Here is a 17,805-nt window from a genome sequence, read left to right on the forward strand (position 1 = left end):
GGGTGCCCGCCGGCTTCTCGGTCGGCCGGGCGTCGGATTCCGCTTGCCTCGAGGGTGTGGCTTGCTGCGCCCCGGCCGGCGACTCGGCGGGTTTCGCGGGCGCCGCCGGCTTCGGGGGCGCGGGCGGCTTCGGGGGCGCGGGCGTTGGCGCGGTGCGACTCGGCGTCGGCGCCTCTGGGGACCGTGCCGGCGAGCTCGCCCGCTGATCGCTGGGCGACTCCGTCGGCCGCGCGGACGGTGTCGCGGACGATTCGGCGCGCGGTTCGGTCTCCGGCGGCTTCGCGGCCGCCTTCGCGGGCTGCGACTTGGACCGCGGTTCGGTCGTGGGCCTCGTGGACCGGGCCCCGGGTGGCTCGGTGGGCGACTCCGTAGCCGCGGCCGTGACCGACTCGGTCGGCGGGTCCGCGGGTGGCTTCGCGGACTTGGCCGGCGGCTCCGTGACCGGCTGCGCGGCCGCGCCGTCCGATGGCTTGGTTGGTGACTCCGTCCCGGACCTCGCGGACTTGGCCGGCGCCTCCGCGGCCGGCTTGGCGGGTGCACCGGACACCGGCTTGGTCGGCGACGCCGTCTCGGTCGCCTTCGATGGCTTGCCCGTCGCGTTGGTGGTGGGCCCCGCCGTGCCATCCGACTGCTTGGTGACCGCGTCGTTGGCGGACTTCGCGGAGGTGCCGTCCGAAGGCCCGGCAGACCCGCTGGACGCGGTTGATGCGGCAGCGCCCTCTGGCGAGGCGGCACCTGATGACCCGCCACTCGCGGAAGACGGAGGCGAGGGGGCGGGTGGCGTGGAGGTGGTCCGCTCGGCGGGTGAGTCGAGTTCGGAGGTGGACCCGGACTGCCGCACGGCCGGTCTCGGGAGGGGGCGGCTCGGCTCACCCTGCGCCAGTTCGGCCACCGGCCAGGTCGTGGCCGGGTGGTTCGGGGTCGAGCCCGCGACAGACGTGTCCTCGCCCTCGGATGTGGGCCTGTCCTTGTCCCCTGGATGCGGCACGTGCCCTCCCGGTCCTCGTCCTCGCGGTGGTTCAGACTAATGGGCGTAGCCGGAGGATCTGAGTGAAGTGAGGGCAGCGGTGGAGTTCGACGTCACCATCGAGATCCCCAAAGGGGAGCGCAACAAGTACGAGATGGACCACGAGACCGGGCGCATCCGGCTCGACCGGACCCTGTTCACCGCCACCCAGTACCCCGCCGACTACGGCTTCGTCGAGAACACGCTCGGCGAGGACGGCGACCCGCTCGACGCCCTCGTGCTGGTCCAGGAGCCGACCTTCCCGGGCTGCCTGATCAAGTCGCGCGCAATCGGCATGTTTCGCATGACCGACGAGAAGGGCGGCGACGACAAGGTCCTCTGCGTGCCGGCCGAGGACCCGCGCACGGAGCACCTGCGCGACATCCATCACCTCGCCGAGTACCACCGCCTGGAGATCCAGCACTTCTTCGAGGTGTACAAGGATCTCGAGCCCGGCAAGAGCGTCGAGGGCGCCACCTGGGTCGGCCGCACCGAGGCCGAGGCGGAGATCATCCGTTCCTACCAACGACTCCAGGACACCGGCGTACACCACTGAACACGGCGGGCCCCGCGCGTCCGGAGACGCGCGGGGCCTTCACCTCCCCCGGTCAACCGAACGCGGTTCGTCAGCGCACCGTCGCCGGAGCCGCGGCCGCCTCGTCGTCTGCGGCCCGCTGGATGCCGGACTTGTCGGACAGCGGAACCTCCTTGAGGAACCAGATCAGCACGAACGCCACCAGCATCACGAACCCGCCGACCAGGTACACCGTGTCGATGCCGGCCGAGAAGGCATCCAGGATCGGCCGTGCCTGCGCGGGTGGCAGCGTCGCCAGGAACGACGTGTCGTTCAGGTCGACGGCACCGCCGGCGCCGGCAGGGGCCGGCAGGTTGTCCAGGGTCACGGTGAACAGGATGGACAGGAACACCGCGGTGCCGACCGTGCCGCCGATCGACCGGAAGAACGTCGCCGACGAGGTGGCCACGCCCATGTCCCGGGCCGGCACGTCGTTCTGGATCGCCAGGATCAGGGTCTGCATGCACAGGCCCAGACCGGCACCCGCGACCGCCATCACGATCATCGTCTGCCACAGCGGGGTGTCCACGCCGATCTGCGCGAACAGGAACATCGCGGCCGAGACGATCGCGAGCCCCATGACTGGGAAGCGTTTGTACCGCCCGGTCCTGGAGATCACGATGCCGCTGCCCATGGACGCGACCAGGATGCCCGCGGTCATCGGCAGGGTCAGCAGGCCCGACTCGGTCGGGGTCGCGCCCTTGACGATCTGCAGGTACAGCGGGAGCGACATCATCAGGCCGAACATCCCGAGGCCCATCACGAAGTTGATCATGTTGGTGAGCGAGAACACCGACCGGCGGAACAACCGCATCGGCAGCAGGGCCTCGTCGCCCATGATCCGCTCCACGAGCACGAACGCGACGACACCGGCCGCGCCGACCACGTACATCAGCAGCGACCGGCCCGAGCCCCAGCCCCACTCGCGACCCTGCTCGGCCACGATCAGCAGCGGCACGAGCGCGACCGCGAGCGCGCCGGCACCCCAGTAGTCGACGCGGTGGTCGACCCGCCGGTGCGGCACGTTCAGGAACTTCGCGACGACGATCAGCGCGACGATGCCGATCGGCACGTTCACCAGGAACACCCAGCGCCACCCGTCGATCCCGGCGAAGGTGCCGGCCCCGGCGAAGAAGCCGCCCACGACCGGGCCGGCGACGCTGGAGACGCCCCAGACTCCCATGAAGTAGCCCTGGTAGCGGCTGCGTTCCCGCGGCGACACCATGTCCGCGATGATCGCGAGCGCCAGCGACATCAGCCCGCCGGCACCGAGCCCCTGCACCGCGCGGAACGCGGCCAGCTCGTACATGGAGTTCGCGACGCCGGACAGCACCGAGCCGGTGAGGAACAGCGTGATCGCGGCCAGGTACATCGGCTTGCGCCCGAGGATGTCGGACAGCTTGCCGTACAGCGGTGTGGAGATCGTCGACGTGATCAGGTACGAGGTCGTCACCCACGCCTGGATGGTCTGGCCGTGTAGCTGGTCGGCGATGGTCTTCGTGGCCGACGCCATGATCGTCATGTCGAGCGCGGCCAGCAGCATGCCGAGCATGAGCCCGGCGAGCACAGTCATGATCTGGCGGTGCGTGAGTGCGTCCCGTCCCCCCGTGGACGGTGCTTCAGCCTCGGCGCGCGAGGCCGGTTCAGCCATCAGTTCACCCCTTCGGAACGCGCCTTGGCGCATTCGTTGATCAACATCGGCAGTGCGCGTTCGTGGTCCGCGACGAAACGCTCGAGCAACTCCAGGAACTGGGACACGTCCTCGGGCTCCCACTGCCGGACCACCCGTGCCAGCGCGAGTCCGAGGCGCCTGCGCTGTTCCTCGAGCAGGGCCAGCCCGCGGTCGGTCGCGACGAGCACGCTCGCCCGGCCGTCCTCCGGATCGGCTCGGCGCTCCACGAGGCCGTCGCGGACCAGTGCCGCGACCTGGCGCGAGACCGTCGACGGATCGGAGTGCACCGCGGTGGCGAGCTCGTTCGACCGGCTGGGTCCCTGCACGACCAGGGCCTTGAGCAGCAGGATCGTCGAGCGGTCCACCCCCGACCGGCTCATCCGCTGGCCCAGACTCGCCTGCTGCTTGCCGAGACCGAACATCGCCCCGGCCAACCGGTGGCCGCACTCGATCTCCCAGTCGGTCAACTCGGCGCCCAGTGCGTTCGATCCGGGTGCGACCACGACCGCTCACTCCTGTTGCTTGCATCATCCAATTAGTTGCTCGATACAAGCATGCGCCCGGACGCGGCACGGTCGCAACCGAGTTCCCCTGTGAGCCGAATCCCACGATACGCTCGCTGACCTGCACAAACACCAGCAAGCGGACATACCACCCGGAGATCGTGGCGTGAACTATTCAGACGAACTGCAGCTAACTCGTTAGGTCTCCACGGTTTACAGCGTGGCCGGGAGGCGACAAACTGCTCGGATGCGCCTCCGTCGCCTTCTCGGCGCCGTCGTCGTCGCCGGTGCCCTGCTGACCGTCCCGACCGCCGCCGCGGCCGAGCCCGACCAAGCCGCCGGCACGACCGACTGCCCGGCACCCGACCCGGCGACGCCGAAGCAGCAGCTGCGCGCCGAGTGGATCGCGAGCGTGACCAACATCGACTGGCCATCGCGCCAGGGCCTGTCGGCCGAGGAGCAGAAGGCCGAGTTGCTCCGCTGGTACGACGAGGCGGTGGAGCTGGGGCTGAACTCGGTCGTGGTCCAGGTCCGGCCGACGGCCGACGCGTTCTGGCCGTCGCCCTTCGAGCCGTGGTCGGTATGGCTGTCCGGGCAGCAGGGCCAGGACCCGGGCTACGACCCGCTGGCGTTCGCCGTGGCCGAGGCGCACAAGCGGAACCTGGAGTTCCACGGCTGGTTCAACCCGTACCGGATCTCGATGGACACGAACATCGACGCGCTCGTGCCGACGCATCCCGCGCGCGTGCACCCGGACTGGGTGATCCCATACGGCGGCAAGCTGTACTACGACCCGGGCCTGCCGGAGGTCCAGCAGTTCACGATCGACGCGATCATGGACGCGGTGCGCCGCTACGACATGGACGCCGTGCACTTCGACGACTACTTCTATCCGTACCCGGTGGCCGGCGAGACCTTCGACGACGCCGACACCTACGCCGAGCACGGCGGCGACTTCGACAACATCGAGGACTGGCGGCGGCACAACATCGACACGCTGATCTCGAGGCTCTCCAGCGCGATCCGCGCGGAGAAGCCGTCGATGACCTTCGGCGTCAGCCCGTTCGCGATCTGGCGCAACTCGTCGACGGACCCGGAGGGGTCGCCGACGCAGGGCGGCGTGCAGACCTACGACGACCTCTACGCGGACACGCGCAAATGGGTGCGCGAGGAGTGGATCGACTACATCGTGCCGCAGGTGTACTGGAACATCGGGTTCACGGTGGCCGACTACGCGAAGCTCGTGCCATGGTGGTCGGGCGTGGTCGACGGCACCGACGTGTCGCTCTACATAGGACAGGCCAACTACAAGGTGGCCGACCCGGCGCAGGGACCGCCGTGGCACGACCCGAACGAGATGAGCAAGCACCTCACGTTCAACAAGTCCCACCCGCAGGTGCGCGGGGACATCTACTTCTCCGCCGTGCAGGTGCGGGCGAACAGGCTCGAGCACATGTCGATCGTGAAGCGGGACCACTACGGACAGCCGGCGCTGGTGCCGACCGCGGGCCGGCTCGCGGGTCCCGGGCCGCGGCCCCCGGCGATCGCGTCGGCGCGGCGGACCGCCGACGGCGTCGAGCTGACGTGGGCGGGCACGGACCGGCGGTCGGATTCCTATGCCGTGTACCGGGTTCCGGGCGACTACACGCCATGCGCGCTCGTGGACGGTCGCCACCTGGTCGGCACGGTTCGTGCCACCTCCGGCGCACTGCAGTCCTTTGTGGACGACACGGCCGCAGCTGACCGGTACACGTACGTGATGACCGCGCTGGACCGCTCACACAACGAGAGCCGGGCGTCCGTGCCGCGGGTCGTCAGGTGACAGTGGCATAGCCAGCACGCGGGCGAACGGGTCGCGCGCACGCGCGTGCAGAACGCGAGAAACGAAAGCCCCACCCTATCCCGGGGGCCACCCTCACGTGCCAGTCTACCGGTGTGGGCTGACATCGAGCGGGGACCGCGGTCGGGTGTGGACAACCTCGGCGGTTGTGGACAGGTCAGTTCCAGCCTGGCATCGAGTAGGCGGACAGGAGTTCCGCGACCTCCGTCGCGATCTTGCCGATCGTGGTTTCGTCAGCCTGGTTCGCGGCCGTTATCGTGCGGTCCATCCACTCCGCCACTTGCGGCATCTGCGCCACGCCCAGACCGCGGGTGGTGATCGCGGCTGTGCCGAGGCGGATGCCCGACGGGTCGAACGGCTTGCGGGGGTCGAAGGGCACCGTGTTGTAGTTCAGCTCGATGCCCGCCCGGTCGAGCGCCTGCGCAGCCGGCTTGCCGCCGATTCCCTTGTTCGTCAGGTCGGCCAGGATCAGGTGGTTGTCAGTCCCGCCGGACACGAGGTCGAAACCGCGCTCCGACAGCGCCTCCGCCAGGGCCGCCGCGTTGGCAACGATGCCGGCCGCGTAGTCGCGGAACGCCGGCTGCGCCGCCTCGGCCAGGGCCACCGCGATCGCCGCCGTCGTGTGGTTGTGCGGGCCGCCCTGCAAACCGGGGAAGACCGCCTTGTCCAACGCCTTCGCGTGCTCCGCGTCGGACATCAGCATCGCGCCGCGCGGGCCGCGGAGGGTCTTGTGCGTCGTCGTCGAGATGATCTGCGCGTGGCCCACCGGAGACGGGTGCGCGCCGCCCGCCACCAGGCCCGCGATGTGCGCGATGTCCGCGACCAGCACGGCGCCGACCTCGCGGGCGATCTCCGCGAACGCCGGGAAGTCGATGGTGCGCGGAATGGCCGTCCCGCCGCAGAAGATCAGCTTCGGGCGCTCCGCCAGCGCCAGCTCGCGCACCTCGTCCATGTCGACCCGACCGGTGTCCTTGCGCACGCCGTACTGCACCGCGCGGAACCACTTGCCGGTCGCGGACACGCTCCAGCCGTGCGTCAGGTGGCCGCCGGCCGGCAGCGCCATGCCCATCACCGTGTCGCCGGGCTTCGCGAGCGCCAGGTAAACCGCCAGGTTCGCGGGCGAGCCGGAGTAGGGCTGCACGTTCGCGTGGTCGACGCCGAACACGGCCTTCGCCCGCTGCACCGCGAGCGTCTCGACCCGGTCGATGAACTGCTGGCCCTCGTAGTACCGCTTGCCGGCGTAGCCCTCCGAGTACTTGTTCGTCAGCACCGTGCCCGTCGCCTCGAGGACAGCGGTCGACACGTAGTTCTCCGACGCGATCAGCCGTACCTTCTCGAACTGGCGCCTCGCCTCGCCCTCGACGAGCTCCGCGAGCTCCGGGTCGGCCGCGGCCAGGTGCGGGATCGCCGGCTGGTGCATGTGGGTGCCTCCATCAAACGCTGTCGTCGGGCTCGACGACAGCACACTATCGGCCACCCCGCTCCAGACGTGCCCGCAGGTCGTGCACGACCCGGGAGACCTCCTCGTGCCCGCCGAGCCGGGCCCGCGGCCACTCGTCCATCCGCGGTGGCCACCAGTACTCGCGGGGCGTGCCCGGGTAGCGCGGGATGAGGCGCTGGTGCAGGTGGTTGACGTGGTGCCCGATCACCGCGGCGTAGACGTGCTCGGCGCCGGCGTCGCGCAGCGCCCGGCTGGCGCGCGCGGCCCAGGTCCCGACCGCGGCGGCCTCGAGGTCGGTCAGGTCCGCGAGCTCGGGAGCGTGCCGGCGCGGTTCGACGACGAGGTGGCCGAGGTAGACCGGACCGCCTTCCCTGCCGGGCGAGTCGGGCGACACGTGAGTGACGACGACGAGGTCATCCGCGCCGACCGGCAGCAGGTCCGGGTCCCGGTGCTTGGCGCACACGAAGCAGGACGTCATACGGGGCAAGCTACGCGCTAGCGTGCCGGTCGTGACGGAACCGGACTTCCTGCGGCGCACCCGCGCGTCCTACGACGCGACGGCCGACGACTACGCCGGCTGGATCCGCACCGAGCTGGCCGCGAAACCGCTGGACCGTGCGGTACTCGCCGGCTTCGCGGAGCTCGTCACCGGCCCGGTCGCCGACATCGGATGCGGCGCCGGGCGGATGACCGCGCACCTGGACGGGCTCGGGGTCCCGGTGTTCGGCATCGACCTGTCACCGCGGGTGGTCGAGGTCGCCCGGCGGGCGTACCCGGGGTTGCGGTTCGAGGTCGGCTCGATGCTGGCGCTGGACCTAGAGGACGCCTCGCTCGGCGGTGTCCTGGCGTGGTACTCGATCATCCACGTTCCGGACCCGGAGCTGCCGGCCGTGTTCGCGGAGTTCCAGCGGGTGCTCGCGCCCGGCGGGTACCTGCAGCTCGCGTTCCAGGTGGGGGACGCGCCGCTGCACCTCACGAACGCGGGCGGCCATGAGGTCTCGCTCGACTTCCACCGCCGGCAGCCGGACCGGGTGGCCGGGCTGCTCGGGGCGGCGGGGTTCGTGGAGCGCGCGCGGATGGTGCGCGCACCGGACGAGGACAGCGCCTTCCCGGAACGGACCCCGCAGGCCTTCCTCCTGGCCCGCAAACCACCGGCAGGCCAGGACGCCGCCGGACGGCACCCCTGACCGAGACCGCGCGCCGAATGGCGCACACGACACGAACCCGACCCCCCTCGACACCGAGTCCGCCCCGTGGATCGCCGCCCCGTGGATGGCGGCCCCCACCCTCACCGGGGGCCACCCCACCACGCCAGTCTACTGGCCGGGGTGACGGGAAAGGCTTGTGTGGCTTGGGCTGTGGACAGGTTGGCGGGTTGTGGACAGCTTGTGGTGTGGGCGATGGCTCACCGGTGCCGGGCGACGCGAGCATCGCGAATTGGGCCAAGCAGCGGTCGGCGCCTTGCCCGACAACGCCTTGCCCGACCCTCTGCGCCCGGCAACGCCCGGGCACAGCCCGTCCAGCGACGCATGTCCGGCCGCGGCGCGCCCGGCGAACTCGCCCAGCGCAGCACCTCCAGCAGCAGCGCGTGTCGGGCAGTGGCATTCCGGGCAGCGGCTCGGCCGGGATGCGTGAGCGTCCGGCATGAGCCGGGACGACCGCGATTTAGTCCACTATGGATACTCCCATCGAGCGAGCCGTGCCCGTGATGATGCGCATCGCCGCCTCGATGTCCGTTGTGTTCAGGTCGGGGAGCTTGCGTTCGGCCACGGCCCGCAGCTCGGCGCGGGTCAGCCGGCCGGCGCCGTCGTGGCCCGGTGCTGCGGAACCCTTGCCGCCCAACGCCTTCTTGATGAGGAACGACGTCGGCGGCGTCTTCAGCCGCAGCTCGAACGTCCGGTCCTCGAACACGGTGATCACCGCGGGCACCAGGTCACCGCGCTGGGTGGCGGTCGCCGCGTCGTAGGCGCGCTTGACCTCGACCAGGTTCACCCCGCTCTGGCCGAGCATCTTGCCCAGGTCCATCATCGGCGCGTCGCCCGCGGGCATCTCGATCGTGACCCGGAACGTCTTCTTCGGTGGCATGGCGCGAGGCTAAGGATTGACGTTACGTAGAACTCAACCGCGATTTGCCCGCCCGGTCGCTACCGTTTGAGGGCATGCTGGATCGGGACATCCGCACCTACTACGACCGCGGCGGCGAGCGGAACCGGCTGGACGGGACGCTGGAACTGTTGCGTACCAAGGTGTTGCTCGACCGCCTGCTACCCGCCCCGCCCGCGTCCGTGCTCGACGTCGGCGGCGCGTTCGGCGTCTACGCGACCTGGCTCGCCGGGCGCGGCCATCGCGTGAAGGTCGTCGATCCGGTGCCGCTGCACGTCGAGTCCGTGCGGGGCAAGGGAATCGCGGCCGACGAAGCAGACGCACGCGAGCTGCCCGAGGCCGACGCGAGCTGGGACGCCGTCCTCGTGTTCGGCCCGCTATACCATCTGCTGGACCGCTCCGACCGGGTCCGCGCGTTCGCCGAGGCGCGCCGCGTCGTCCGGCCCGGCGGTGTCGTGCTGGCCGCGACGATCAGCCGCTTCGCGTCGATGTACGAGACGCTCCTCAACGGGATGGCGGACTACCCGGAGTTCGTCGACCTGATGCGCACCGACCTCGCGACCGGCATCCGGCGCGACACCGTGCACCTCGCCGACGGCTTCACCACGGTCTACTTCCACCGCCCGGCGGAGCTGCCCGACGAGGTCGCCGACGCCGGCCTGCACCTCGACGACCTCTACGCCGTGGAGGGCATGACGCACTGGATGCCCGACATCGCGCGACGACTGTCCGATCCGGATGATCGGGCGCTGGTGCTCGAGCTGGCCGCACGCACCGAGCGCGAGCCGTCGACGCTCGGAGCCACCCCGCATGTGCTCGTCGCCGCGCACCGGTAAACCGCATGCCGCGGTGTGCTGAACTTCCAGACGGACCGTACGGCCGTGCTGGCGGCGCTCGAGGAGCAGCTGCGCAACACCGTCCGGCCGGGCCTCGGCGCCGGCCGCCTCCAACGGGCCGGCAACGTGATCCGCTGCGTCAGTCCTTTGCGGACGGCTGGACCGGCATCGACTGGTCGGACCTCGACTCGTCGACGGCCGACGCGACGATCGCCGAGCAGGTCGCGTACTTCAGCGGCATGGGCCGCTCGTTCGAGTGGAAGTACTACGCCTACGACAAAAGCCGGACGACCTGCCCGACCGGCCGCGCGCGGCGGGGCTCCAGCCCGGCGAGGAGGAGGCCCTGATGGTCGCCGACGTCGCGGACCTCCCGACCGACCTGCCCGCGCCCGAGGGCGTCGAGCTCCGCGCGGCCACCGACGAAGCCGGTCTGCGGCTGGCCAAAGCACGAGGAGGTCTTCGGCGGTGACTTCGGGCCGGGGATCGCCGGCCTGCGCGAGCGGTTGGCCAGGGACCCGGACGCGCTCGCCATCGTGCTCGCGATGGCCGGCGGGACCCCGGTGTGCGCGTCGCGGGTGGACTTCCACGCTGGCACCGACTTCGCGAGCCTCTGGGGTGGCGGCACGCTGCCGGAGTGGCGCCGGCGCGGCATCTACCGCGCGATGGTCGGCTTCCGCGCCCGGCTGGCCGCCGAGCGGGGCTTCAGCTACCTGCGCATCGACGCGCAGCCGACCAGCCGGCCGATCCTGGAGAAGCACGGCTTCGTCCGGATCAGCACGATCGTCTCCTTCACGACGCCGGGGTGATGCCGGCGCGGTGGCGGCGGGCGAGATCCTGGTAGATCTTCGGGTTGCCGTCCACCCACGCCTTCGCGTCTCCGAGCAGCGGCGCGAACCGCGTGGCCGGCGAGCCGAACGCCACCGTCTCCGGTGGAACCGACGAGCCGGGGGTGACGGTCGAGCCGGCCGCCACCAGCGCGCGGGCACCGATCACCGCGCCGTCCAGAACGGTGGCGCCGTTGCCGATCACCGCCTGCGCGCCGATCGTGCAGTGGTGCACCATGCACAGGTGCCCGACGGTCGCACCCGGCCCGACCTCGCACGTCCCGTCCCCCACATGGATCACGGAGTTGTCCTGCACGTTCGCGCCCGCTCGGACGACGATCGCGCCGAAGTCGGCACGCAGCACGGCGCCGTACCAGACCGAGGCGTCCGCCTCGACCGTCACGTCGCCGACCAGCGTCGCGGTCGGCGCGATCCACGCGTCCGGGTGGACCGTCGGGCTCGTGCCCTCGAAGGCGAACAGCGGCATGTCCACACCGTAGGTCAGGCGGCCACGAACACCGCCTAGATCAGCGCCGACGACCGCGGGTCGGCCACCCCGCCGGGCGGCATCTGGTTGACCAGGTAGCCGAACGCGACCCCGCGCTCCGGTCGGTCCCCTCGGCCCGGTGGCAGAGCCATGCGGGGCAGACCGACGCGGCGCCGTCCTTGCCGTGGTGTGATCAAACTTCTGGCCCCAGATCCGGCCCCACGAACGGGGCGGATCTGGGGCCATCAGGCCTCTGACCTGGAGCCGCCTGTCGGAATCGAACCGACGACCTGCTCATTACGAGTGAGCCGCTCTGGCCGACTGAGCTAAGGCGGCGAAGCGCGTCCAGTGTAGCTGGCGTCGCCGCGTCACCTGCACGCCACCGCCGTCGTTAAGGGAGGCGTACACAGGTCGGGGACCCTGACGCATGCGAGGAGGCGCCGGCCGATGCGCGGACGCTTTGCCGTCACCGCGGCCCTGCCGCTGGTGGCCGTGGTGCTTGCGCTCTGCGCCGCGCCGGCGGCCGCGCAGCCGGTGACCACGCCCGTGCCGACCCCGACGAACCCCGACGCCCCGCCCATGTCCGCGCCGAACGGGCCGGCACCCACCGCGCACGCCGTCGGGGACGCGGGCACGGGGCTCGGTGTCGTGCGGATCCTGCCCAACTCGGCGCCCACCAGGACCATCCAACCGGAGGCCTCCGACAAGCTGCCCGAGCAGCCCGCCGCCGAGCTGGGCTTCGGGCTGGCCACCGCGCAGGCGAACTCCGAGTCCTACCTCGCGTTCGAGCGCGCGATCGCCGAGGCAGCGCCCGGTGGCGCCGCCATCCAGGGCGCGCGCCCACAGGCCCCGGGTGCGCTCGCACAGACCGCGCCGCCGAACAATCCGCAGCCGGTGCACAGCGGACTCGCCCTGCCGTCCACCCCGCTCGACGCGTTGATCACCGCGCGGGGCCTGCACGGTCAGGTGCACGCACAGTGGGACGAGGAGCTCGGCCCGTGCGTGGACACGATCTCCGACGCGTCCACCGAGGTCGGCAGCCTCTCGCTGGTCAACGCGATCCCGACCCTGCCGGACGTCACCGATCTGTCGGGCGTGTTCGACGCGCCCAACCTGACCGCCCGGCAGGACCAGGCCGTCGTCGACGGTCTGCGTCGGCTCGCCGGCCCGCTGAGCACGCTCGGCGGCGTGCTGTCCGGCGGCTCGGACACGGGTGCGGAGGGCTCGCTGGTGAGCCTGCCGAACACGCTGTCCGCGCGGTCGACGGTCCGGCTCGTCGACATCCCCGGCTCGAAGAACAAGGCCGTCGAGTCGACGTCCACGCTGCGGGTCGCGAAGCTGGCGCTGCTCGCGGGTACGCCGTTCGCGATCGAGGTCCGGGTGGTGAGCCAGCCGACGCTGCGGGTCACCTCGACCGGCGACCCGAAGACGTCGACGGTCGAGTACACCGCGCCCGTGCTGGAGGTGTGGCAGGGCGGCAGGCGGCTGGGCGGCCTGGACGCGGCGCACCCGACGCTCGACGTCCCGATCGGCCTGCCGCTGCCGGGGGTGCCGGGCGCGAAGGACCTGCCGGTCATCGGCGGTCTGCTGGCGAACGGCCAGCCGGTCACGGACACGCTGCGGAAGCTGGACCTGGGCGTGCTGCGGATCGGCGTGGCGCAGCTGGACGAGCGCGGCGCGGCGATGACCGACCCGTTCAAGGGCTACCAGCTGGGTGCGACCGCGCGGATGCTGGACCTGCAGGTGCTGCCGACCGCGGCGCTGGGCCTGCCGAACCTGCCCTCGGCGCTGGCGCAGGTTTCGCTGGGCGAGCAGGTGGCGCGGGCGTACGCCCCGGCGGGCGGGGTGGTCTGCACGCGGCCATCGGGCGAGCCGGCCCCGCCGCCCGCGCCGTCGCCGCAGGGCATGCAGCCGCCGGGCCTGGCGTACACGACGATGGCGTACAAGACGATCCCGATGTTCTGGACGGGCACGGCGATGCTGCTGATCGGCGTGGTGCTGGTCGCGGCGGTTCCGGGCACGACGCGGCGGCGGTACGCGGCTGCGGGTGGGACACCGGTCGGCCCGCCACGCCCGGAACCGGACGACGCGACCGCCCCCGACGAGGCGCCTGGCGCGGAGGTGCCCGACGCCGAGGCTGTCGAGGCGCCGCCAGCCGACGCCGAATCAGCTGACGCCGACGCTGTCGGTGCCGAGGCGGCTGGAACCGAGTCGGCCGAAGCGGAGGCGGCCGAACCGCCGGCCACCGATGCGGAGAGCACGCCTGTCGTCGACGACGAGACCGAGGTCGTGTCGGATGCCGACCGGGCCGACACCGAACCGGCCGACACCGAGGACGCCGAACCCGAGGCCGCACAAGGAAAGCCGGCCGGGACTCGGCGCAAGCCCCGGTTGCCGTTGATGCCGAGGAAGCGGCCGGAGCACTAGAGCCCGTCTGGTGGATCATCATGTGAGGTCTTGTGCCGACCAACGGAACCTCGGGGGACCGTGACGGCACCCAGCCACAATCAACCCGATATCCGCAACCGTTCGCTGGGAAGCGACCGACGCATTGAATTCCGGGGAGGCGGGCTAGCGCGGCAACGGAGGCCGTCGCCGGGGGCGGCGGCCTCCGGCCCCCGATTTCCAGCCTACCGACGAGGGGCGACGAATCCGGCGGCCAAGCGTGACTCTGTGGACAGTCGCCCGACCTGTGGACAACCTCGCGGGGGCCCCCTGATTTCAGCCTAGCCAGGTGGTCTGACGGTTTCGAGGGGACTGTCCACAGGTCAGCCGTGGTGCAGGGTCGTCAGCATGGCCTCGATCGCGATGCGGGGCTTCACGTTCAGCTCCAGCGCCTCGCGGCACGCGAGGACCGCTTCCAGGCGGCGCAGGGTCGACTCCGGGGTCCACACGGCCGCGGCCTTGCGGGCGTCCGGCTCGCGGTCCGGGTGGTTCAGGGCTGCGGGGGCGACGCTCGACACGACCAGCACGTCTCGATAGAAGCCCGCCAGGTCCACCAGTGCCAGGTCGATCGCGTCGCGTTGGGTTCTGGTGGCTCTCGACTTCTGGCGGCGCTCGAGCTCCTTGATCGCCGCGGCGCTGCCTCGGGTCGCCGCGGCGGCGCCCTTTCCCGTGCCGCCGTGGCCCATTGCGGTCTTGAGCGCCTCCTTCTCGGCCTCGTCGCGGGCGCCGCTCACCTCGCTGGCGTCCGCCTCCGCCGACTTCACCAGGTCGTCCGCGCAGGTGAACACGTCCGGCAGGCGGCGCAGGGACAGCGGGATCCGCAACACGGACTCCCGCCGCGAGCGGGCCGCGTCGTCCGTCGCCAGGCGGCGGGCCCGGCCCACATGGCCGCCGCATACCGACGCCGCCCAGGTCGCCATGTCCGCCGGGATGCCGTCGCGGTCGCGCAGCACCTCGGCGATCGCGGGCGCCGCCGGGGTTCGCAGGCCGAGGTGGCGGCACCGCGAACGAATCGTCACCGGAACGTCGTCCGGGTGGTCCGACGGCGCGCACAACAGGAACACCGTCCGCTCCGGCGGCTCCTCCACCGCCTTCAGCAGCGCGTTCGCCGCGCCCTCGGTCAGCCGGTCCGCGTCGGTGATGATCACGACCTGCCAGCGCGCCCCGGTCGGCCGCCGCGCGGCGATCTGGACCAGCGCGCGCATCTCGGCCACGGAGATCGACAGCCCCTCGGGCACCACCACGTGCACGTCCGCGTGCGTGCCGGCCATCGTGGTCCGGCAGCCGCGGCACGAACCGCACCCGGCACCCGTCTCGCACTCCAGCGCCGCCGCGAACGCGCGCGCCGCGACCGACCGGCCCGAACCGGGCGGGCCGGTGAACAGCCACGCGTGCGCGACCGCCGAAGCCGAGCCGGTGAACGTGCCGTCGACCATCGACGCCGCCACGGCCGCCGACGAGGTCAGCACGGACACCGCGTCGGGCTGGCCGACGACCTGGTCCCAGACCGTCACGAGCTTTCCCCCGCGTGAACCGGGGTGAGGCCGTCGCCCGGCACCAGGCTGGCGAGCCGCCGCCCGGCCAGCGCCGTCTGCACCGCGACCCGCACCCGCGCGGCCACCTCCTCCGGCGTGCCGTCCGCGTCCACCACCACGTACCGGTCCGGATCGGCCGACGCCATCTCCGTCAACACCCGCTGCACGTGCCAATGATGCTGGGTCGGCTGGGTGGTGCCGGCACCGGCCAGGGTGCTCGGGTCGCGGTCCAGAAGGATCGTGACGTCCGGCCGCAGTCGCGCGGTGGCCCAGTCGGCCAGGCCCTCCAGCTCGGCCGGGTCGAGCCCGGCGGCCGCCGACAGGTGCGCCAGCGGGCTGTCCACGAACCGCTCCATGACCACCAGCGCGCCCCGGTCCAGCGCCGGCCGGATCTGCCGCTCCACGATGTCGGCCCGCACGGCCGCGGCGACCAGCGCGTGCGCCCGCGCCCCGGCGAGATGCGCGCTCGACAGCACCGACCGCAGCCGGTCGTCGTCCAGCGCCGGGTCGCTCGCCAGCAGCACCTCCTTGGTGCCCGGCCGGCGCAGCCAGTCGGCCAGCAGGCGCGCCTGGGACGAGGTGTCCTCGACGATGTCGCCCTCCACCGCGACCAGCAGGCCGGTGGACCGCCGCGGCTTGCGGCGGATCGCGGCGAGCAGGTCGGCGAGGATCGGCTCGGTGCGTCGGTCGTCCATCTGCCGGTAGGCGATCACGCCGACCAGCGCGGCGAGCAGCCCCGCGGCCAGCAGCACCGGGCGGGTGCCGTCGATCGTCATCTCCCGGCCCCACACGATGACCGTGCGCGGGTGGACCAGGCCGACCAGCAGCGGCGTCAACGCCATCGCGGCGGCCAGGATGATCTTCATCAGCGACTGGTAGATCGCGTTGATGCGGCCGCGGATGACGTCCTCGATCTGGGTGCCGATGATCGTCACGCCGGTCAGGAACGCCGCCCCGGCGCACGCGCCGACCAACATCACGGTGATCAGCGAGACGGCCAGGTGCGGGGACAGCGCGACCAGGCACAGCACGAGGCCGGCGAGCACGATCGCGATGCCGAACAGCCGGTTGTGCGGCAGCCGCCGGGCGAGCTTCGGGGAGCCGGCCATGCCGGCCGCGAGCCCGATGAACATCGCCACGAACAGCAGGCCGAACGTCGACTCGCCACCGCGCAGGCTGTCCGCGTAGGGGCTCGCCGATCCGATCAGCGCGCCGGCCGCGGCGAACGCGCCGAGCATGCCGATCAGCAGCCCGCGCACCAGCGGCGTGCTGCGGACGAACCGGGCCGCGTCCCGGACCATCGCGACGAAGCCGGGCTTGTCCTCCTCCGCCTTGCGCTCCTTGCGGGCCTGGCGCACCGGCGTCGAGTCCCGCAGCGACAGCTCCGGGATCCGGGTGGCCACGAGGATCGCGCTGGCGAGGTACAGCAGGCCGTTGATGACGAGGATGATCTTGGCCATGCCGAGGCCGGCCGGGTCGGGCTGGATGTTGAGGTTCGTGGTGATGCCGGTGATCGCGGAGTACAGGCCGGCGCCGGTGATCACGGCGAGGCCGTAGGTCATCACCATGCCGAGCTGGCTCGCGGTCTCGACCTGGTCCGGCCGGCGCAGCAGGTTGGGCACCGCCGCGTCCTTCGACGGGATCCACATCATCGCGCAGCAGCCGATCATGAAGTTCCCGATGAACAGCCACAGGGTCGAGCCCACGATCGCGATCGACATGAACAGCGCGCAGCGGGCGATGTCGCAGAGCATCATGATCTTGCGACGGTCGAACCGGTCCGCGAGCAGTCCGCCGAGCGGCGCGAAGAGCAGGCCCGGCAGCAGCTGGGTGAGCACGACGCCGGCGAACGCGAAGCTCTGCGCCTGGTACCCCTCGGTGAGCTTGGTGACGAGACCGGTCAGTGCGAGCAGTGACAGCCAGTCGCCGATGCTGCACAGATAGGTGACTCCCCAGAGCCGGCGGAAGCCGCGGATCGCCAGCACACTGCGGGCACGGTGCGTGATGGACGCGTTCGACCGGGTCGGCGTCCCCGCGCCGACACTCGACTCGAATTCCGCGCCCCCGCTGATACCCGCCACCCCTTCCCCACGCATCCCCGCGGCCCCAGGGTAGCCCGGACGAGCGTGTTCGGATGGTCGGACCGTAGTGGGTGAACGAGCCCGGCTCCCGCTCGGGTGCTTCGAGCACTATTCAAAACAGGCCCGCGGCGTGCCCGGGAGCTGCTGATCCGGAGTGTTTTGAATAGTGCTCGCCGTCTCAGTCGAACACCGAGGAGATCGTGTCGATGAAGCCCGCGAGCACCACGATACCGAGCACAACCATCACCAGGAGTAACGCCAGGATGAGTGTCACGCGTCCGGCTGACGACTGGCCCTGGGTTTTGGATGGCGCCGGCTGGTCCCGGGTGAACCCGCGCGGTAGCCGGATCCGCCGCGACTGCTCACCGGACGTGATCGCCGACGGCAGCGCGCGGGCCGTGGACCCCGCACGCCGAGGCGCGGGGATGTCGGACGCCGGCGCCCGACCGGCCGCGCCG

General features: G+C 71.6%; 17 protein-coding genes and 1 tRNA gene. 8 read left to right on the forward strand and 10 right to left on the reverse strand.

Annotated features, from left to right (window positions below; genetic code table 11):
- Both ACRDTB_RS31230 and ACRDTB_RS31235 read left to right on the forward strand, forming a co-directional pair.
- On the forward strand, positions 1-206 hold a 206-nt coding region (locus tag ACRDTB_RS31230), incomplete at its 5' end, for a hypothetical protein (protein ID WP_431435782.1).
- 861 nt (positions 207-1,067) lie between these two features.
- Positions 1,068-1,562 carry an inorganic diphosphatase gene (locus ACRDTB_RS31235; RefSeq protein WP_431435800.1) on the forward strand — a complete coding sequence of 165 codons (495 nt, stop codon included), beginning with the start codon at positions 1,068-1,070 and terminating at the stop codon, positions 1,560-1,562.
- 70 nt (positions 1,563-1,632) lie between these two features.
- Here the strand turns inward: ACRDTB_RS31235 and ACRDTB_RS31240 are convergent, their stop codons facing one another.
- Both ACRDTB_RS31240 and ACRDTB_RS31245 read right to left on the reverse strand, forming a co-directional pair.
- A complete protein-coding gene (locus tag ACRDTB_RS31240) occupies positions 1,633-3,231 on the reverse strand; it encodes an MDR family MFS transporter (RefSeq protein ID WP_431435784.1) in 1,599 nt (532 codons plus the stop codon).
- The gene (locus ACRDTB_RS31245) at positions 3,231-3,755 is read right to left on the reverse strand and encodes a MarR family winged helix-turn-helix transcriptional regulator (protein ID WP_431435785.1); all 525 of its coding nucleotides are present in this window, start codon (positions 3,753-3,755) and stop codon (positions 3,231-3,233) included. The genes ACRDTB_RS31240 and ACRDTB_RS31245 overlap by 1 nt, the downstream gene beginning before the upstream one ends.
- Positions 3,756-4,002: 247 nt before the next feature.
- On the opposite strand from ACRDTB_RS31245, the gene ACRDTB_RS31250 reads away from it, so the two are divergent.
- Positions 4,003-5,577, forward strand: a complete 1,575-nt coding sequence (locus ACRDTB_RS31250; protein WP_431435786.1) for a glycoside hydrolase family 10 protein — start codon at positions 4,003-4,005, stop codon at positions 5,575-5,577.
- 175 nt (positions 5,578-5,752) lie between these two features.
- Here the strand turns inward: ACRDTB_RS31250 and glyA are convergent, their stop codons facing one another.
- Together glyA and ACRDTB_RS31260 are read right to left on the reverse strand one after the other, a co-directional pair.
- Complete coding sequence (gene glyA, locus ACRDTB_RS31255; RefSeq protein ID WP_431435787.1) at positions 5,753-7,015, reverse strand: serine hydroxymethyltransferase; 1,263 nt, start codon at positions 7,013-7,015, stop codon at positions 5,753-5,755.
- 46 nt (positions 7,016-7,061) lie between these two features.
- Positions 7,062-7,514, reverse strand: a complete 453-nt coding sequence (locus tag ACRDTB_RS31260; RefSeq protein ID WP_431435788.1) for an HIT family protein — start codon at positions 7,512-7,514, stop codon at positions 7,062-7,064.
- A gap of 31 nt (positions 7,515-7,545) precedes the next feature.
- On the opposite strand from ACRDTB_RS31260, the gene ACRDTB_RS31265 reads away from it, so the two are divergent.
- Positions 7,546-8,223, forward strand: coding sequence for a class I SAM-dependent methyltransferase (locus tag ACRDTB_RS31265; RefSeq protein WP_431435789.1), 678 nt, complete (start codon positions 7,546-7,548; stop codon positions 8,221-8,223).
- A gap of 478 nt (positions 8,224-8,701) precedes the next feature.
- Here ACRDTB_RS31265 and ACRDTB_RS31270 read toward each other — a convergent pair whose 3' ends face one another.
- Positions 8,702-9,121, reverse strand: a complete 420-nt coding sequence (locus tag ACRDTB_RS31270; protein ID WP_431435790.1) for an uL11 family ribosomal protein — start codon at positions 9,119-9,121, stop codon at positions 8,702-8,704.
- A 74-nt stretch (positions 9,122-9,195) separates the two neighbouring features.
- Here ACRDTB_RS31270 and ACRDTB_RS31275 point away from each other — a divergent pair, with 74 nt between their 5' ends.
- The 3 genes from ACRDTB_RS31275 (at position 9,196) to ACRDTB_RS31285 (ending at position 10,781) form a co-directional block, all read left to right on the forward strand.
- Entirely contained in the window at positions 9,196-9,975 is a 780-nt protein-coding gene (locus ACRDTB_RS31275) for a class I SAM-dependent methyltransferase (RefSeq protein ID WP_431435791.1), read from the forward strand.
- Between the two features lie 256 nt (positions 9,976-10,231).
- A complete protein-coding gene (locus tag ACRDTB_RS31280) occupies positions 10,232-10,444 on the forward strand; it encodes a hypothetical protein (protein ID WP_431435792.1) in 213 nt (70 codons plus the stop codon).
- A gap of 34 nt (positions 10,445-10,478) precedes the next feature.
- On the forward strand, positions 10,479-10,781 hold the full coding sequence (locus tag ACRDTB_RS31285; protein ID WP_431435793.1) for a GNAT family N-acetyltransferase: 303 nt from the start codon (positions 10,479-10,481) through the stop codon (positions 10,779-10,781).
- On the opposite strand, the gene ACRDTB_RS31290 is transcribed toward ACRDTB_RS31285, so the two are convergent.
- Positions 10,765-11,286, reverse strand: a complete 522-nt coding sequence (locus ACRDTB_RS31290) for a gamma carbonic anhydrase family protein (RefSeq protein ID WP_431435794.1) — start codon at positions 11,284-11,286, stop codon at positions 10,765-10,767. The two genes, ACRDTB_RS31285 and ACRDTB_RS31290, sit on opposite strands and share 17 nt — an antisense overlap.
- A gap of 259 nt (positions 11,287-11,545) precedes the next feature.
- Positions 11,546-11,622 (reverse strand) — tRNA-Thr (locus ACRDTB_RS31295).
- Between the two features lie 111 nt (positions 11,623-11,733).
- On the opposite strand from ACRDTB_RS31295, the gene ACRDTB_RS31300 reads away from it, so the two are divergent.
- Positions 11,734-13,713, forward strand: a complete 1,980-nt coding sequence (locus ACRDTB_RS31300) for a hypothetical protein (protein ID WP_431435795.1) — start codon at positions 11,734-11,736, stop codon at positions 13,711-13,713.
- A 341-nt stretch (positions 13,714-14,054) separates the two neighbouring features.
- Here the strand turns inward: ACRDTB_RS31300 and ACRDTB_RS31305 are convergent, their stop codons facing one another.
- The 3 genes from ACRDTB_RS31305 to ACRDTB_RS31315 all read right to left on the reverse strand — a co-directional run.
- Positions 14,055-15,245, reverse strand: a complete 1,191-nt coding sequence (locus ACRDTB_RS31305) for a DNA polymerase III subunit delta' (protein WP_431435796.1) — start codon at positions 15,243-15,245, stop codon at positions 14,055-14,057.
- Positions 15,242-17,362: a bifunctional MFS transporter/dTMP kinase gene (locus ACRDTB_RS31310; RefSeq protein WP_431435798.1), complete on the reverse strand. Its 2,121-nt coding sequence runs from the start codon at positions 17,360-17,362 to the stop codon at positions 15,242-15,244. Before ACRDTB_RS31310 ends, ACRDTB_RS31305 begins: the two co-directional genes overlap by 4 nt.
- A gap of 163 nt (positions 17,363-17,525) precedes the next feature.
- Positions 17,526-17,805, reverse strand: a 280-nt coding sequence (locus ACRDTB_RS31315) for a hypothetical protein (RefSeq protein WP_431435799.1), incomplete at its 5' end; no start/stop codon positions are given.

Source organism: Actinophytocola sp. (assembly GCF_050699935.1).
GTDB lineage: Bacteria > Actinomycetota > Actinomycetes > Mycobacteriales > Pseudonocardiaceae > Actinophytocola.

Coding starts and splice junctions, on each gene's coding strand:
- ACRDTB_RS31310 (WP_431435798.1), bottom strand. CDS start 17,362: ATGCGTGGGGAAGGGGTGGCGGGTATCAGCGGGGGCGCGGAATTCGAG.
- ACRDTB_RS31270 (WP_431435790.1), bottom strand. CDS start 9,121: ATGCCACCGAAGAAGACGTTCCGGGTCACGATCGAGATGCCCGCGGGC.
- ACRDTB_RS31300 (WP_431435795.1), top strand. CDS start 11,734: ATGCGCGGACGCTTTGCCGTCACCGCGGCCCTGCCGCTGGTGGCCGTG.
- ACRDTB_RS31250 (WP_431435786.1), top strand. CDS start 4,003: ATGCGCCTCCGTCGCCTTCTCGGCGCCGTCGTCGTCGCCGGTGCCCTG.
- ACRDTB_RS31260 (WP_431435788.1), bottom strand. CDS start 7,514: ATGACGTCCTGCTTCGTGTGCGCCAAGCACCGGGACCCGGACCTGCTG.
- ACRDTB_RS31290 (WP_431435794.1), bottom strand. CDS start 11,286: ATGCCGCTGTTCGCCTTCGAGGGCACGAGCCCGACGGTCCACCCGGAC.
- ACRDTB_RS31240 (WP_431435784.1), bottom strand. CDS start 3,231: ATGGCTGAACCGGCCTCGCGCGCCGAGGCTGAAGCACCGTCCACGGGG.
- ACRDTB_RS31275 (WP_431435791.1), top strand. CDS start 9,196: ATGCTGGATCGGGACATCCGCACCTACTACGACCGCGGCGGCGAGCGG.
- glyA (WP_431435787.1), bottom strand. CDS start 7,015: ATGCACCAGCCGGCGATCCCGCACCTGGCCGCGGCCGACCCGGAGCTC.